The following is a 16,129-nucleotide window of genomic DNA, read 5'->3' as shown; positions in this document are numbered from 1 at the left end:
ATACAACCCATTTCTGTGGGCCGATCTTGACGGTCCCCGCCGTGCGGAGTACAACCTTCCCCGCATTCCGCCGCGGCCCGGTGTTTCCCCGGGGCTTGTCCGCCCCTTCCCGACACGCCCCTTGAGAAAAAGATCACACGTCCGGCCGCCACTTCCGGCGAAGGATCGGCCCAATGTCCGGCGCGGATCCCCAGACATGATCTTGCGGCGGCATTCGGTATACGCTGTACGCATGAACCCCCTTCCGGACGCCCACCGCGGTCCCCTCTCTGCCGCCGCCATCGCGGCCTGTGGGCTTGATCTGGCAGACCGGGAAGGCCTGGAGGCAGTGTCCATGCGGAACGTCGCTGAGATTCTCGGCGTCTCCGCCATGGCTTTGTACCGCCACGTCGAGAACCGGGAATCCCTGCTGCTGGCCATGGCCGCCGAGGCGGCCCGGGAGTTTGTCCTGCTGCCTCCGGAACCGGCTTCCTGGCAGGAGATGCTGCGGCACATGGCCGTGGCGCAGTGGGAGGGTTTCCACCGGCATCCGTGGCTGCTGCAGATAGTCCTGGGTCCCAGCCGGCTCCTGGACATGGCGCCGACCGCCGAGCTCGAGGTGCTGCTGCAGGCACTCAAAGCGGCCGGCCTGTCGGAGGACGAGTGTTTTGACTGCGTCGTAGGCGTCTCGGCCATCGTGATCGGCACTGCCGTCCTCGCGCTGGCTGCGAACCCCGGGCCGGGGCGGTACCGCCCCACCCGGCCCAACGCCGTCGTGCCCCTTAACGCCGACGACGGCGCCAGTCCCGATTCCGTCACTGCCCGGTTCCGCGGCCGCGGCATTACCTATGATGCCTCCAGGAGGTCGCTGGACTTTGCTGTGAGCGGCTTCCTGCACGGCGTGGAGACCCAACTTTCAACAACCGTCCGGATGCGGCAAGAAAAGCAATCCGGCTTAGAGAAGGAACAAAAGTGAAACTCAGCAACAAGACCGCCATTGTCACCGGCGGCGCCGGCGGCATCGGGCAGGGCATCGTGCGCCACTTCCTTTCCGAGGGCGCCAAGGTGGCTGTCGTTGACATCGACCAGGAGCAGGGCGACAAGCTTGTTGCCGACCTCGGCAACATCGGTGAAATCATCTTTATCCGCAAGGACATTTCCCTTCCCGAGAGTGCTGCCGAGATCGTTGCCGAAACGGTTGCCCGCTTTGGCGGCCTGGACATCCTGGTCAACAACGCCCATGCCTCCAAGCAGGCGCCGATCCTGGAAACCACTCCGGAGATCTGGAACCTGTCCTTCGGCACCGGAACCCTGGCCACCCTGTACCTGATGCAGGCAGCCCATCCGGAACTGAAGAAGACCCGGGGCAGCATCATCAACTTCGGTTCCGGTGCCGGGATCAAGGGCCTGCCCAACCAGGTGGCCTACGCTGCAGCGAAGGAAGCCATTCGGGCCATCACCCGCACGGCGGCGAACGAGTGGGCAGCCGACGGCATCCGCGTCAACGTTGTCAGCCCTGTTGCGCTGACTCCGGGCATCGTCCAGTGGAGCAAGGCCTACCCGGAGCAGTACCAGGAAGTAGTGAACGGCGTTCCGCTGGGCCGCCTTGGCGATCCCGAGACGGACATCGCACCGATCGTTGCCTTCCTGGCCAGCGAAGAGTCCCGATACCTGACCGGCCAGACGCTGATGGCCGACGGCGGAAGCATCAAGCTCTACTAGGAGAACCCGCGCACTGGTTCCCACTCTCTGTTGTCCCTGTTACCTGTTGGGGTCACATCAGCCCCAGGGCTGAACGAAGAGTGGGAACCAGTGCGTCTGTGCGTCTGGTGGGCTGTGCGCCTGGCGGCCTGTGCGCCTGCCGACCTGGGTGCGCCTGGCGGCCTGTGCGCCTGCCGGCCTGTGTGCGCCTGCCGGCCTGTGTGCCTGTTCGTGTGGGCGTCTGCCGGCCACGGGGCCGCCCTGTCAGTCCCCCCAGGATCCGCAGTTGTAGGGTTGCGGCATGAACGCGGAGCACCGGCCGTCACGCGGGAACATTTAGGGCGAACGACCTGCGGCAGCTTCGGCTGCGGTCTCAGCTCCTGGTGGCATCCGAACCCGTCGGAGCGGCCGAGACTGTTCGCCGCCTTTTGGCCGTGCAGGCCCAAAACCTTGGCGGCGCCTTGTGGAGCGTCGGCCAACGGGCGCCGGGAAGCACTCGCGGCGACGTCGAGGCGGCACTGGCTGCCGGCGTCGTCGTGCTCACACTTACGCCCCCTCCCGCCGATGTGACGGTCTTTCCGCGTGTCCATCTCCTGCCGGGTTTCGATGAGTTCCACATTGGTTATGCCGACCGCGGGCCGATTCTGGCGTCCGAGCACCAAGCATTTGTGGGCCCGGGAAAGAACGGGCTGTTCCGGTCGCCCGTCGTTGTCGACGGTGTTGTGGCTGGTATCTGGTCGGCCTCGGAGCGAAAGGGAAATATCGACGTGGACGTGTCATTGTTTCCAGACCGAGTGGGCCCGATATTGCCTGGGGTAAAAATGCTGAGTGGTACGGAGATGAGGCGTGCGGTCGAGACGGCGGCCACGTTGTACGGACGCTTCCTCTCTGTGGAAGCCCATGCCGCCGTGTCACGGTCGTAAGCCGCTGCGCGGTGGTCGGTGGGTGGTGGTTGGAGGGCGAAGGGTGGTGAGTGGTGCGGTCGCTACGCAGGGGGCCGGACCTGTGACCAGAGATGCTGTCTTATTGCATGCACAGGTATCGGCTAAGGGGCGTAGGTAGTCCGGCGAAAAAGTCGGGTATTTGTGAGTCCTGAAAGGGCCTGTTTTGGGCTGTTTTGGGGCTGTTTTGGAGTGGTTTTGTGGCTTCTCGAACCGGGAATGTCAGTGCCGGGTGAAAGTCTTTAGTCATGGATCAGAACGGATCTTCGGCCGGGACTCCCGGCACTGGCGGTGAGACTGCAGGTTGCAGTCGGTTCGTCTTTGTCGCCGAGCCGGGCGTTGCCGGAGGTGAGCCTGATAATGGGTTGAACGGGTCTCTGGTCCTGCAGAATGTGGAGTCGTTGACCGAGGAGCAAACCGGGACGGTGTTGGCCCGGCTCAATCATTTGTCGCGGTGGGTGCAGGCGCAGCAGGCTCGGGTCCTGTCCCGGCTGCAGACCGTCTACGAGGACGAGACGCTATCCGTTACCGGGTTGCGGGACGCGGAGATGGCGTTCAGTCTCGCTGCGGAGGAAGCCGCAACCATTCTGGGAGTTCCCACCGGTACCGGAAAGGCGTTGATGAGTCAGGCCGGTGATCTCTGCACCAGGAACACGGCCACGCTGAAGGCGTTGGAGGCCGGACAGATCAGTTACGGGCACGCGGAGATCCTGGTGGAGCAGTGTGTGGGAGTGGTGCCGGCGGAGCTGCCCGGGTTTGAGGCGGAGCTGCTGGGGATGGCTGCGGGCCAGACCAAAACCCAGTTCCGGGCGAAGGCTCACCGGCTGCGGGAGAAGTACTATCCGGAAACCATCGTGCAGCGGCAGTTGACGGCGTTTGAGCAGCGGACGGTGTGGGTGCGTCCGGAGCCGGACGGGATGTCCTGGCTCTCGGCGTTACTGCCGGCCGAGAAAGCCCAAGCCATTTTTACTCAGCTCAGTGTTGCGGCCCGGGGTGAGCGGGCCGCCGGAGACACGCGCACGGTGGATCAGTTGCGCACGGATATCCTCACGGACTTGCTCGGGGGCCACGACCATGAATGCGGGGACGACTGCGGCCACGGTGGTGGCGGCCGTGGCAAAGGCAGCAAAGGTAGCCGTGGTGGACGCAACGCAGGTGGCGCAGGCGCGGGAGCAAAGAGGGGCAAGGGCCGTAGCAAGGGTTCCGGCTCCGGCAACAAGGCCAGCAGCCAAGGTGAGGGTTCCGGTTCTGCTGCCGGCTCCGACTCCGATACCGGTTCCCGCTCCGGGAAGGGGTCCGGGTCCTGCCGGATTGGCCATGGTCCCCGGGCTCGGACGGAGATTCTGGTGCTGATCAACGCCGAAACCCTCTTCGGTGCCGATGATCAGCCGGCCGAGCTGAACGGGTACGGGCCGATCAGTCCCGTAACGGCTCGGCGGATGGCACGCGAGGCCATGAAATGGACGCCGGTGGAACGCGATCCGGACACCGAGGAGATCCTGCGGGTGGGGAAACGGCGGAAGGTTCCCGACGGATTGAAGCGGGTTCTGCGGGTGCGGGACGGGACGTGCCGGTTCCCGGGGTGCCGGACCAATGCGGTGATTTCCGAGATTGACCACACCAAGCCCTGGGCTCAGGGCGGGCTCACGGATCATGACAATTTGGAGCATTTGTGCCGGCGGCATCACATGTTCAAAACCGAAGGGTTCTGGAAGGCCAGGCAGCCTCGTCCCGGGGTGATTGAGTGGACCTCGCCGGGCGGCAGGTGTTACCGGACGGAACCGCAGCTGAGCCTGTCCCGGGAAACCTGTAGCGATAACGGTGGTTATCTGCAGCCAGGGATCACAGCGAACAACGACACCGTTCAAGGAAATACGGCGGGACCAGATCCGTCGTCTGCCCGTAACACGGTGAACCCGGACGACTACGGCGACGACCCGCCACCCTTCTGACGGCCGCTCTTCCGTCCGGCCCTCTCAGATACCCAGCTCGCCCGACACCAGCCCGGGGACCCAACTCGCCGGCACCAGCCCACTGACCGCAGCCGTTGCCACTACCCAAACTTTCCGTGGGCCAGACCTCGTCCACAGTTATGACCGCCGCCAAAGCTCCTGAGGTGAGTCACGATTCCACCCCTTCCGTGCCGCCCAGCCTCGTTGGCCAACAAGGAGTGCCAGCCCGCAGCGGTAAGCTCATGACATGGCACGATACTTTGACATCCACCCCGAGAATCCGCAGCAACGCACCATCGGACAGGTAGTTGCGATTCTGCGCTCCGGCGGATTGATCGCCTATCCCACAGATTCCTGTTATGCCCTCGGAGCCCAGCTGAGTAACAAGGACGCATTGGACCGGATCCGGGCCATCCGGCAGCTGGACGACAAACACCACTTCACGCTGATGTGCAAGGATTTCGCCCAGCTCGGCCAGTTCGTGCAGATGGACAACAACATCTTCCGCAGCATCAAGGCCGTCACTCCGGGCAGCTACACCTTCATCCTGCCGGCGGTGAAGGACGTGCCGCGCTGGCTCTCACAGCCCAAGAAGAAGACGGTGGGCGTCCGCATCCCGGACAACAAACTGGTCCAGGCGCTGCTGGAAGAATTGGGTGAACCGATGATCTCCAGCACCCTGCTGCTGCCCGGCGAAGAAGATCCCCTGACTCAGGGATGGGAAATCAAGGAACAGCTAGACCACCAGGTCGACGCAGTTCTCGATTCCGGGTTCTGCGGTCCGGATCTGACCACCGTCATCGACTTCTCCAGCGGTGAGCCGGAAATTGTCCGCCGTGGCACCGGTGATCCCTCGCGCTTCGAGTAAACCACTCCGGCGGCGAAGCTAACCGCCTCGCCGCCGAACCCGTGGCAGGCTGGAGCCATGGCATTGCACATCGGCACCTCGGGCTGGAGCTACAACGACTGGCGACACGTGCTGTATCCGCCCGGGCTGCCCAACCGGCTGTGGCTGGAAACTTACGCCGCGGAATTCGACACGGTCGAGTTCAACGGAAGTTTCTACCGTTGGCCGCGCGAGCCGGCCTTTGCCGCCTACCGTGAGCGGCTGCCGGCCAGCTATCAGTTTTCGGTCAAGGCGCCGCGGGGACTGACCCACGGCCGCAAGCTTCGCGACCCCGAGGAATGGATCGGACGCATCAGCCGCTGCTGGAGGGAACTCGGCGATAAAGCCGGTGTCCTGATCGTGCAGCTGCCGCCGGATATGGAGCGCGACGACGAGCGGCTGGCGTATTTCCTGACTACACTCCCCCGGGAGATCAGGGTGGCTGTGGAGTTCCGGCATCCCAGTTGGGAAACCGAAGACGTCTACGATCTCCTGTCACGGCACGACGCCGCGTATACCGTCATGAGCGGAGCTCACCTTCCGTGCAACCTGCGCGCCACGGCGTCGTTCGTGTATCTGCGCATGCATGGCCCCGACCCGGAGCACCTCTACGCCGGTTCCTACAGCGACGAGGACCTGCACTGGTGGGGTGACCGGATCCGCGAGTGGGAAGCCCTGGGCAAGGACGTCTATGTGTATTTCAACAACGACGGCGAAGGCCACGCGGTCCGCAACGCCCGGACCCTGCGCACGCTGCTGAAGGAAAGAATCTAGCGACCAACCCTTGCCGCAGTTATCGAATACCGTTATGTTAACGGTATTCGATAACCCATTCCGCGCAGGGAGACCCCATGGCAACAACATCCATACCGCTGACCCGCAAGAGCGCACGCACTGCCCAAAAAGTTGGGCTGGTGATTGGAATGTCGATCTCCGGGTTTACTACTCTCGTGTGCCTGGGAGCGGCGGTCGCCGCGGTCATCATGCCAATGTCCGGACGGGTGGAGCTAACCCTGCCCGCAGCTCCAATACAGGACTCCGCTTGGACGCACCTGAGTCCCCAAATCGTCAGCGGATCCTCGGAGAGCTACCAACTGTCACTGCAAAACGTTGAGTCCGAAGGATTGTCGATGTGGTCGGCCACGATGGGGATTGGGTGCACCGTCCCAGCCCTGATTACCGCGTTTCTTGGCTACCTCTGTCTCCGCGTCTACAGGGGCCAGCCGTTTGGGCGGCTTATGACTCTCGGCTTCTGCGTCTCTTCCGCTGTGATCGTTGCCGGATCCGCAGTTCTGCCCTCGGTGTTCGCCAGCATTAACGAGCGCATCCTCTCCGACGCGGGCATCGATCTGAGAAACGCGCCATTCACCGACGGTTACGTCTTTGGCGCGTTGGATGCGGTGATCCTGATGTTCGGCATATTCCTGGCCCTGCTGGCAGCAGCCTTCCACCTCGGCAGCAGATTTCAGCGCGACGGCGAAGGGCTGGTCTAGTGCCGCCTGTTGACTTGGACTCATCAGTGCACTGCAGGCTCGATGAACTGCTGGCTGAGCGGAAGCTGACGCTGACTGAACTCAGCAAGCGAGTGGATGTCAGCATCGTGAATCTCTCAGTCCTTAAGAACGACCGGGCCAAGGCGATCCGCTTCTCCACCCTGACAGCAATCTGCCGAGCCCTGGACTGCTCCATCGGAGATCTGCTGGTCCTGAGACCCCAAACGTAAAGAGACCCCAGCGGAAACCACCTAGAGGTCCTGATCACCCGCGCCGGATTGCCCACGACCACCACATTCTCCGGCACAGCCCGGGTAACCACGGCTCCTGCGCCAATCACTGAGTTCTCCCCGACCTGACGCCCGGCAGAACGCTGCGGCTCCACCGGATGGGTGGGAGTCAGACCCGGAAAAACAAGAAGGACTGCAGGAAACACCTCCATTCGGCCGCATCCCGCCCGGCTGTCCACGACTTCGCTTGACGGACAGTTCACAGATGAGAACTGTTGACGCCACGGAGGCACAGGGGACGCCGACTTGGACCAGAACACTGCTGGTCCATTCATCGCAGGCTGGTCATCGCACTCTGGGAGGAATTCGCTGTGAAACAGGCAATCGCGGGAAAACACACGCTGCGGGCAGTGACGACGGCGGCGGCAACCGCCGTCGTTTTGGGAACTGCACCATTCATCGGGCTGCATGGGACGGGAGAAGGTCAGGGAGGAGGCGACGACGGCGGGTCCCCCGCAGCACGGAACGTGATCCTGATGGTCGGGGACGGCATGGGACCGGGTCAGCGCGAAGCCATCCGACTGGCCTTGGTGGGACTAACCGGAGAGTTGGAGATGGATTCCCTGCCCTCCGCCGGCAGGGTGCACACCAACTCCGCGGATCCGGAAAGCTTCGTTACGGACTCAGCGGCGGCCGCCACGGCCATGGCCACCGGAGTCAAGACGTACAACCGCGCCATTGGCGTTGACCTCGAGCAGCAGCCGGTCACGACGGCTCTGGAAGTGGCCGAGGAGCTGGGCAAATCGACGGGACTGGTGACCACCAGCACCGTCACCGATGCCACGCCGGCGGCCTTCGGATCCCATGTTGCGGACCGGGACGAACAGAGTGCCATTGCGCGTCAGTTCCTGGAGAGCAGCCGGCCCGAGGTCATCCTGGGTGGCGGCGAGGATCACTGGTATCCGGCCGGAAACCCGGGGCGCCATCCGGACAATCCGCCGGAAGATCCGTCCGAGCAGAGTGCCGGAACCGAGGGGAATCTCGTCGAGGAGGCCCAGTCCCTCGGGTACGAATATGTTTGGGATCGCGAGGGCCTGCAGGCAGCCGACTCGCCCATGCTGCTGGGCCTCTTCTCCAACGAAGAGATGTTCCAGTACGGCGACGACGTCGAACCCCTGTACCAGCCCACAGTTCCCCTGACGGAGATGACGTCCAAGGCACTCGAAATCCTTGGCTCCGGGGGCGCGGGCGATGGCGGCAACGGCAACGACGCCGATAACGGTGACCGAGCCCAAGGAGACAACGGGAGCCGCGGCAATGACGGATTCTTCCTCATGGTCGAGGAGGAAGGCATCGATTCCTTCAGCCACGTGAACAACGCCGAGCTCACGATTGAATCGGGCATCGAGTTCGACCGGTCAGTGGCCCTCGCCAAGGATTTTGCGGAACAGGACGGCGACACCCTGCTCATTGTCGTGGGTGATCACCAGACCGGCGGCATGACCATTGAAGCCGTCGATGTTCCCGAGCCCGGAGAGGAACCGGACGAGTCCGGAGACGGCCCCTCCGCCGAGGACGGCCCGCTGCCGGTGGCGAACTCGAACCAGCAGTTCATGGTGGACTGGACCACCGGCGGACATACAGCGCTGGACGTTCCCCTCACGGCCATGGGGCCGGGATCAGAACTGCTGAACGGAGTCTACGAAAACACTCGTATCTTCGACGTCATGGTCCAGGTGATGCGTGCGGGCGCGGACGGCGACGGCGAGGGCGGCGGCGGCGGTAATCCTCCGGACTGGAATAAGCCCAAGACCCGCTTCGACCTGCAGTCACACCGCGGCGGACGCGGCGAATACACGGAGGAATCCCTGACAGCCTTTGCCCGATCACTGGAGCTTGGGGTCAGCACCTTGGAACTGGACACGCATTTGACCGAAGACGGCAAGGTGATCGTGTGGCATGACGACTTGATCATGCCGGAGAAGTGCCGGGACACCGCCCCTGCCCGGCCTGCGGACCCCGAGTTCCCCTATGTGGGTGACCGTGTGGCACTTCTGGACCTGGCGCAGATCAAGACCCTCGACTGCGGCTTCCAGCAGCTGCCGGGCTATCCCGACCAGGAGGTGGTGGAGGGTAACCGAATTGCAGAACTCCGGGACTTGTATGCGCTCGCCGATGCCTACGATGCCCGAAAGATCCGCTTCAACGTCGAAACCAAGGTTGAAGATGGTCTGGAGGGCGGTCCGGAAATGGAAGCCCTGGCGCGTGCCGTCGTCGCGGAGGTTGAAGCCTCGGGCCGGGAACGCCGCACCACCATCCAATCCTTTGACTGGGCCGCCCTGAACGTGGTGGCCGACATCGCGCCGGACCTGAAGCTGGTGGCGTTGGCCCACAACGCCGTTGCCCTGCAGGTGGGCCAGCCCGGCGCCGCGCCCCAGCTGGGCGGCATGGACATCGACGATTACAACGGATCGCCCGCCCTGGCCGCCGCAGCGGCCGGGTATGACGTCCTCTCCCCCATCGCCACTTCTGTCACCGCGCAGCTGATCCAAGAGGCGCACGAGGCCGGTCTTCCGGTCATTCCCTGGACCGTCAACACAACGGATGCCATGAACGCCCTGATGGATCTGGGGGTGGATGGACTCATCACCGACTACCCGACACTGCTGCGCTCGGTCATGGAGGAACGCGGCCTGAAGCTGCCGCGGGCTTACAGCCGCTCCTGAGGCATCAGAGACAAGCGCCCGGAGGAATGGAACCTGGGAAAAGCCGGCTAAGCCCGGGCCGGAACAAAGCGGTACCCCATGCCGTGCTCGGTGACGAAGTGCACCGGAACGGCGGGGTCGGCTTCCAGCTTGCGGCGCAGCTGTCCCATGTAGAGGCGGAGATAGCCGGTGTCAGTGGTGCCCGGACCCCATACCTCGGTGAGCAGGGAAGGCTGGCTGATGAGCCGGCCCGGGTACTGCACCAGTGCTTCCAGCAGCCGCCACTCGGTGGGGGTTAGCCGGATGGCGGAACCGTCGGAAATCCGCACCACTGACTTCGCCGCCAAATCCACCCGGACGTCGCCGAAGACCACTTCGGACTGCTCCGGAGCCGCCGGAGTGCGGCGGGTCAGGGCACGGATGCGTGCCATCAGTTCCTCAGTGGAGAAAGGTTTGGTCACGTAGTCGTCGGCTCCCAGGTCCAGGGCACGGACCTTATCGGCAGAGTCGGTGCGGCCGGAGATGACCAGGATCGGTGCCCGGCTCCAGCCGCGCACCGCCTCGATGACCTCCATGCCGCTGAGCCTGGGCATGCCCAAATCCAGGACGATCAGGTCCGGATGCTCTTCCACGGCCTTGCGCACCGCCGCGGCACCGTCGGCAGCCGTTGCCACCTCGTAGCCGTAGGCGGCGAGGGTGATGCGCAGGGCCCGGAGGATCTGCACGTCGTCGTCGGCGACCAGGATTTTCACAGGGCACCCGATTCGCGGGACGGGGCTGAGTCAATCGCAACCGCATCCGCACCCGAAGCCGCACCCGAAATGTCGGCCGCGGGAAGGGACAGCACCATGGTCAGTCCGCCGCCGGGCGTATCCTCGGTCTCCAGCGTTCCCATCATTCCTTCCATGAAGCCCTTGGCCAGCGCCAGTCCCAGACCCAGTCCGGTCAGGTTGTCGGTGTCCCCCAGCCGCTGAAACGGCACGAACACGTCTTCCAGGCGGTCGGAAGAGATTCCCGGCCCACAGTCTATGACGCGTACTTCCACACGGCCGGCAAACGCGCTCGCCGCCAGCACCACCTTGGATCCGGACGGGGAGAACCGCACCGCGTTCGCCAGCAGATTCACCAGGACGCGCTGCAGCAGCACGGAATCGGCCAGCACCGGCGGAAGGTCCGGAGGAATCTCCAGCTCCACTTCGGCCGGGCCCAGGTTCAGTTCTTCCAGGGCCGGAAGCACCACCTCGGCCGTCTCCAGCGGGGCGAGGCTCACGCCAAGCACCCCGGCCTGCAGCCGGCTGACATCGAGCAGGCTCGTGACCAGCCCCGACAGCGTGGCCAGGGATTCCTCAGCAGTGGCCAGCAGCTCGGCGCGGTCCTGCTCGCTCCACTGCACATCCGGGGCCCGCAGCCCGGTGACTGCGGCAGTTGCCGCCGTGAGCGGGCGGCGCAGGTCGTGCCCGACGGCGGCCAGCAGCGCGGTGCGGACCTTGTCGGCGGCCGCGAGGGACCCGAGACCCTCGGCAGTTTGCGTAAGGTCGCCGAAATCCAGGGCAGCCTCCAGCTGGGCAGTGATCACCGCCAGCAGCCGGCGGTCCGAGGCCTCCAGATCGCGGCCGTACAGTTCCAGCACCGCACGGTCCCCGACCGGCAGCCGGGTGGGGGCCGCAGTTCCCGGAACCGTGCCCGCAGCGGCGAGCACGGCGTCGTCGGCCAGCAGACGCACGGTGGTGAGGTTGAAGGCTTCCCGGGTGCGTCCCACCAGTGCCGCCAGGGCGTCTTCTCCGCGCAGGACGTTTCCGGCCACCGAGGCCAGCAGGTCGGACTCGGCGGCGGCGCGGTCGGCCGTGCGGGAACGGCGGGCGGCACGGTCGACAACGAAACTGACCAGCACGGCGTTCACGATATACAGGATCAGCGCGAGCACATGCTCCGGAGTCGCAACCGTAACCGTGTACAGGGGCTGAATGAAGAAGTAGTCAAGGGTGATGCCGGAGAGCAGCGCAGCAAACAGTGCCGGCCAGATGCCGCCCGTGAGGGCCACCAGAATAACCAGCAGCTGGTAGCTGAGCACGTCGCCGGTGATCGAAGCCGGAGTGCTCATGGTCACCAGGAACCAGGTCAGCAGGGGCCCGCCGGCCAGGGCAAGCGCTCCGCCGTACAGCCGCCGGCGCATCGTCAGTGCGCCGCCGAGCCGCGGCAGGACGGGACGTCCGCCGGCCGCGGGGTGGTTGACGATGTGCACGTCGATGTCTCCGGACTCGCGCACCACCGTGGCGCCGATCCCCGGCCCGGTCAGCAGTGCCCAGATCCGCGGCCGGCGGCTGACACCGATGACCAGCTGGGTGGCGTTCACGCCGCGGGCGAACTCCACCAGGGCGTGCGGGACCTCCCCGCCCACCACTTGGTGAAAGGTTCCGCCGAGCTTTTCCACCAGCGCCCGCTGGGCTTCAAGTTCACCCGGATGGGTTTCCCTCAGCCCATCGGGGCTGGTGACATGGACGGCCAGCAGCTCCCCGCCGGCGGAGCGCGCGGCAATGCGCGCGCCCCGGCGCAGCAGGGTCTGTCCCTCCGGCCCGCCGGTCAGGGCTACCACCACCCGTTCGCGTGCCTCCCACTTGTTCGAAATGCCGTTCTCGGCCCGGTACCGGTTCAGGGCGCTGTCCACCTCGTCCGCCAGCCAGAGCAGCGCCAGCTCCCGCAGCGCCGTGAGGTTGCCGAGCCGGAAGTAATTGGACAGCGCCGCATCCACCCGGCCGGACGGATAGATGATGCCCTGAGAAAGCCGGCCGCGCAGCAGCTGCGGAGCAATGTCCACCAGCTCCACCTGATCCGCGGCCCGAAGCACCGAGTCCGGCACCGTTTCGCGTTGCACGGTGCCGGTGATCTGCTCGATGACGTCGTTCAGCGACTCGATGTGCTGGATGTTCACGGTGGACAGGACATTGATTCCGGCAGCGAGCAGGGCCTGGACGTCCTGCCACCGCTTGGCATGGGCCAGGCCGGGGGCATTGGTGTGGGCCAGCTCGTCCACCAGGGCGTAGTCCGGCCGCCGGGCCAGCACCGCATCCAGATTTAGTTCGGACAGCAGCAGGCCGCGATGGTCCACCGCAATGGTAGGCACCGTTTCCAGGCCCTCGGCCATGGCTGCCGTGGCGGCGCGGCCGTGGGTTTCCACCACCGCCACCGCCACGTCCCTGCCCTCGCCGGCCAGCCGCTTGCCCTCTTCGAGCATGGTGTACGTCTTGCCGACTCCGGGCGCAGCACCCAGGAATACCCGGAGTTGTCCTCGTGTCATGCTTCTAAGTGTCCAACTGCGCGAGCGCAATGTTCAGTTGCAACACGTTCACCCTGGACTCCCCCAGCGCTCCTGCCTGCCTCCCTTCCACCGCATCCTCGACCAGCGCCCGCACCTCGTCGGTGTCCAGGCCGCGCTCGGCAGCCACCCGGTTTGCCTGAAGCAGCGCGTACTCGGGACTGATGTGCGGATCGAGGCCCGACGACGACGCCGTCAGGGCGTCTGCCGGCACCTCCTTCGGATTCACTCCCTCGAGGGCGGCGACGGCCTCGCGGCGCTCATCGATTGCCGCTGCCAGGTCCGGGTTCGTGGGACCCAGGTTGGAGCCGCTGGAGGCACCGCCGTCGTATCCGTCACCGGCCGCTGACGGCCGGGACTGGAACCACTGCGGCAGGGCGGCACCCTCCTCGTCGGTGAAGGACTGGCCGATCAGCTCGGAGCCCACTGTGGCGCCGTCCACGGCGACCGGAGATCCGTTGGCCTGGTTGTTGGCCACGGCCTGCCCGATCCCGGTGACAGCCAGCGGATAGACGATGCCCAGGGCCAGCGTCAGGACCACTGCGGCCCTCACCGCCACTCCCAGCTGACGGGCGGACGTGCGTGCGGTACTCATGATGCTCCCTGGTTGTTGACCTGGTTGTTGACGCGCGGGTTGCTTGGTTGATCTGCTTGATGGTCAGTTCCTGCTCCGGGGTGCCGCATCAGAACCCCGGAATCAGGGACACGGCCAGGTCGATGAGCTTGATCCCGATGAAGGGTGCCACCACCCCGCCGACGCCGAAGACCAGCAGGTTCCGGGTGAGGATTCCGGAGGCGTTCGCGGCGCGGTATTTCACGCCGCGCAGGGCCAGCGGAATCAGGGCGATGATCACGAGCGCATTGAAGATCACCGCGGAGAGGATCGCCGACGCCGGCGAGTGCAGGCCCATGACGTTCAGGACAGCCAGTCCCGGGAAAACTCCCATGAACATCGCGGGAATGATCGCGAAGTACTTGGCCACGTCATTGGCGATGGAGAACGTGGTCAGCGCCCCGCGGGTGATCAGCAACTGCTTGCCGATCCGGACAATGTCGATCAGCTTGGTGGGGTCCGAGTCCAGGTCCACCATGTTGCCGGCTTCTTTGGCGGCCGACGTTCCGGTGTTCATGGCCACGCCTACATCGGCCTGGGCCAGTGCCGGGGCATCATTGGTGCCGTCCCCGGTCATGGCTACCAGCTGACCTTTGGCCTGTTCCGTGCGGATCAGTGCCATCTTGTCCTCCGGGGTGGCTTCGGCCAAGAAGTCGTCCACCCCGGCTTCCGCTGCGATCGCCTTCGCGGTGCGCGGATTATCGCCCGTGATCATTACCGTGCGGATGCCCATGGTGCGCAGCTCGGCGAAGCGCTCCTTCAGCCCGTCCTTGACCACGTCCTTCAGGTGCACGACGCCGAGTACCCGGCTGCCGCCGTCGGCGTCGCGGACCGCCACCACCAGCGGCGTGCCGCCGCCGGCAGAGATTTTGTCCACCTGGTAAGCCAGGTCGGAAAGCACATCAACCTTGATTCCGCCGCTCTCGGTTACCCAGTCCATGACGGCCGACCCGGCACCCTTGCGGATCTTCGACCCGTCGGCACGGTCCAGGCCGCTCATCCGGGTCTGCGCGGTGAAGGGAACGCTGACGGCGTCGGCCTCCTTGACGGGAAGCCTGTCCTTTCCGGCGCTGTCAGTTCCCGCCAGCAGGCCGGCGGCCAGGTCCACGATGGACTTGCCTTCCGGCGTCGGATCCTCCGCGGAGGACAGGACGGCGGCGCGGATCAGTTCATCCCGGTCCGCGCTTGCCACCGGAATGAAGTCCGCTGCCTGCCGGTTGCCGTACGTGATGGTGCCGGTCTTATCCAGCAGCAGGGTGGTGACATCTCCGGCGGCTTCGACGGCACGGCCGGACATGGCCAGCACGTTGTGCTGGACAAGGCGGTCCATGCCGGCAATGCCGATGGCGGAGAGCAGCGCGCCGATGGTGGTCGGAATCAGGCAGACCAGCAGGGCCACCAGGACCGGGATGCTCACCGCGGCGCCGGCGTAGCCCGCCAGCGGGTTCAGCGTCACCACAACGACCAGGAAGATCAGTGACAGGGTGGCCAGCAGGATGTCCAGGGCGATCTCGTTCGGCGTTTTCTGCCGGGCTGCCCCTTCCACCAGACGGATCATCCGGTCCACGAACGTCTCCCCGGGCTTGCTGGTAATGCGGACCACGATGCGGTCCGAGAGCACCCGGGTGCCGCCGGTCACGGCTGACCGGTCGCCGCCGGACTCCCGGACCACCGGGGCGGACTCGCCCGTGATGGCCGACTCGTCCACCGACGCAATGCCGTCAATGATGTCGCCGTCGCCGGGAATGATTCCGCCGGCGGTGACCACCACGACGTCGTCGAGCACCAGATCGGCGGAGGCAACCTCCTCGCTGGCGGTGCGGGAGGCCGACGGATCGCCGGCCGGGTCATAGCCGGCAACCCGCTGTGCCGGGGTGGTGGTGCGGGTGGCGCGCAGCGACGCCGCCTGGGCCTTGCCCCGGCCTTCGGCCACCGCTTCGGCCAGGTTGGCGAAGACGACGGTCAGCCAAAGCCAGGCGGCGATCAGCCAGGTGAAGCTTCCCGGCACCGCGCTGCCGCCGGAGGTTCCGGCACCGCCGGTGACGGACTCCGCCACCGCAATGACGGTAATCAGCGCGGCGCCCACCTCCACGATGAACATGACCGGCGTGTGCCACATGATGCGCGGATCGAGTTTGCGCAGGGCTCCGGGAAAGGCCGCGGCAAGCTGGGCGGCCGAGAAGCCGCTGCCCCGCCCGGACTTCGTGCCGTCGCCGGGCCCTGAGCCGTCCGGCGTTTGGTCCGGACCGTTTCCGGCTTTGCCCGCAGAGTTTTTACCGCGGCTGGATGGGGAGTTTTTCGTCAGAGTGGTCATGG

13 protein-coding genes and 1 pseudogene are annotated in these 16,129 nt (G+C 65.4%); 9 read left to right on the top strand and 5 right to left on the bottom strand.

The window, feature by feature from the left end; translation table 11 throughout:
• Nucleotides 1-232: 232 nt before the first annotated feature.
• From QNO08_RS08945 to QNO08_RS08910, 8 genes are all read left to right on the top strand, one after another.
• Nucleotides 233-955 carry a TetR/AcrR family transcriptional regulator gene (locus tag QNO08_RS08945; protein WP_229965897.1) on the top strand — a complete coding sequence of 241 codons (723 nt, stop codon included), beginning with the start codon at nt 233-235 and terminating at the stop codon, nt 953-955.
• Nucleotides 952-1,701 carry an SDR family NAD(P)-dependent oxidoreductase gene (locus QNO08_RS08940; protein ID WP_229965898.1) on the top strand — a complete coding sequence of 250 codons (750 nt, stop codon included), beginning with the start codon at nt 952-954 and terminating at the stop codon, nt 1,699-1,701. The genes QNO08_RS08945 and QNO08_RS08940 overlap by 4 nt, the downstream gene beginning before the upstream one ends.
• Nucleotides 1,702-2,063: 362 nt before the next feature.
• Nucleotides 2,064-2,603 (top strand): DNA glycosylase AlkZ-like family protein, encoded by a 540-nt coding sequence (locus QNO08_RS08935; protein ID WP_284155579.1) that lies wholly within the window; start codon nt 2,064-2,066, stop codon nt 2,601-2,603.
• A gap of 419 nt (nt 2,604-3,022) precedes the next feature.
• Entirely contained in the window at nt 3,023-4,573 is a 1,551-nt protein-coding gene (locus tag QNO08_RS08930) for an HNH endonuclease signature motif containing protein (protein WP_229965899.1), read from the top strand.
• 247 nt (nt 4,574-4,820) lie between these two features.
• On the top strand, nt 4,821-5,441 hold the full coding sequence (locus tag QNO08_RS08925) for an L-threonylcarbamoyladenylate synthase (protein WP_229965900.1): 621 nt from the start codon (nt 4,821-4,823) through the stop codon (nt 5,439-5,441).
• Nucleotides 5,442-5,498: 57 nt separating this feature from the next.
• Entirely contained in the window at nt 5,499-6,233 is a 735-nt protein-coding gene (locus QNO08_RS08920) for a DUF72 domain-containing protein (protein WP_229965901.1), read from the top strand.
• A 77-nt stretch (nt 6,234-6,310) separates the two neighbouring features.
• A complete protein-coding gene (locus QNO08_RS08915; RefSeq protein WP_229965902.1) occupies nt 6,311-6,952 on the top strand; it encodes a hypothetical protein in 642 nt (213 codons plus the stop codon).
• Entirely contained in the window at nt 6,952-7,182 is a 231-nt protein-coding gene (locus QNO08_RS08910) for a helix-turn-helix domain-containing protein (protein ID WP_229965903.1), read from the top strand. The genes QNO08_RS08915 and QNO08_RS08910 overlap by 1 nt, the downstream gene beginning before the upstream one ends.
• 26 nt (nt 7,183-7,208) lie before the next feature.
• Here QNO08_RS08910 and QNO08_RS08905 read toward each other — a convergent pair.
• Nucleotides 7,209-7,355, bottom strand: a pseudogene (locus QNO08_RS08905) (sugar O-acetyltransferase); the annotation flags it as partial.
• A gap of 198 nt (nt 7,356-7,553) precedes the next feature.
• Between QNO08_RS08905 and QNO08_RS08900 the strand changes: the two are divergent.
• Nucleotides 7,554-9,908, top strand: coding sequence for an alkaline phosphatase (locus tag QNO08_RS08900; protein ID WP_229965904.1), 2,355 nt, complete (start codon nt 7,554-7,556; stop codon nt 9,906-9,908).
• A 47-nt stretch (nt 9,909-9,955) separates the two neighbouring features.
• Here the strand turns inward: QNO08_RS08900 and QNO08_RS08895 are convergent, their stop codons facing one another.
• The 4 genes from QNO08_RS08895 to kdpB all read right to left on the bottom strand — a co-directional run bounded on the left by QNO08_RS08895 (nt 9,956) and on the right by kdpB (nt 16,127).
• Nucleotides 9,956-10,639: a response regulator gene (locus QNO08_RS08895; RefSeq protein WP_229965905.1), complete on the bottom strand. Its 684-nt coding sequence runs from the start codon at nt 10,637-10,639 to the stop codon at nt 9,956-9,958.
• Nucleotides 10,636-13,182, bottom strand: coding sequence for a DUF4118 domain-containing protein (locus tag QNO08_RS08890; RefSeq protein WP_229965906.1), 2,547 nt, complete (start codon nt 13,180-13,182; stop codon nt 10,636-10,638). Before QNO08_RS08890 ends, QNO08_RS08895 begins: the two co-directional genes overlap by 4 nt.
• Nucleotides 13,183-13,186: 4 nt before the next feature.
• On the bottom strand, nt 13,187-13,795 hold the full coding sequence (gene kdpC / locus QNO08_RS08885) for a potassium-transporting ATPase subunit KdpC (protein ID WP_229965907.1): 609 nt from the start codon (nt 13,793-13,795) through the stop codon (nt 13,187-13,189).
• An 88-nt stretch (nt 13,796-13,883) separates the two neighbouring features.
• Entirely contained in the window at nt 13,884-16,127 is a 2,244-nt protein-coding gene (gene kdpB, locus QNO08_RS08880) for a potassium-transporting ATPase subunit KdpB (protein WP_229965908.1), read from the bottom strand.
• Nucleotides 16,128-16,129: the final 2 nt, after the last annotated feature.

It is taken from the genome of Arthrobacter sp. zg-Y820 (assembly GCF_030142155.1).
Taxonomy (GTDB): Bacteria; Actinomycetota; Actinomycetes; order Actinomycetales; family Micrococcaceae; genus Arthrobacter_B.
This window is presented reverse-complemented; position numbering and strand designations above follow the sequence as displayed.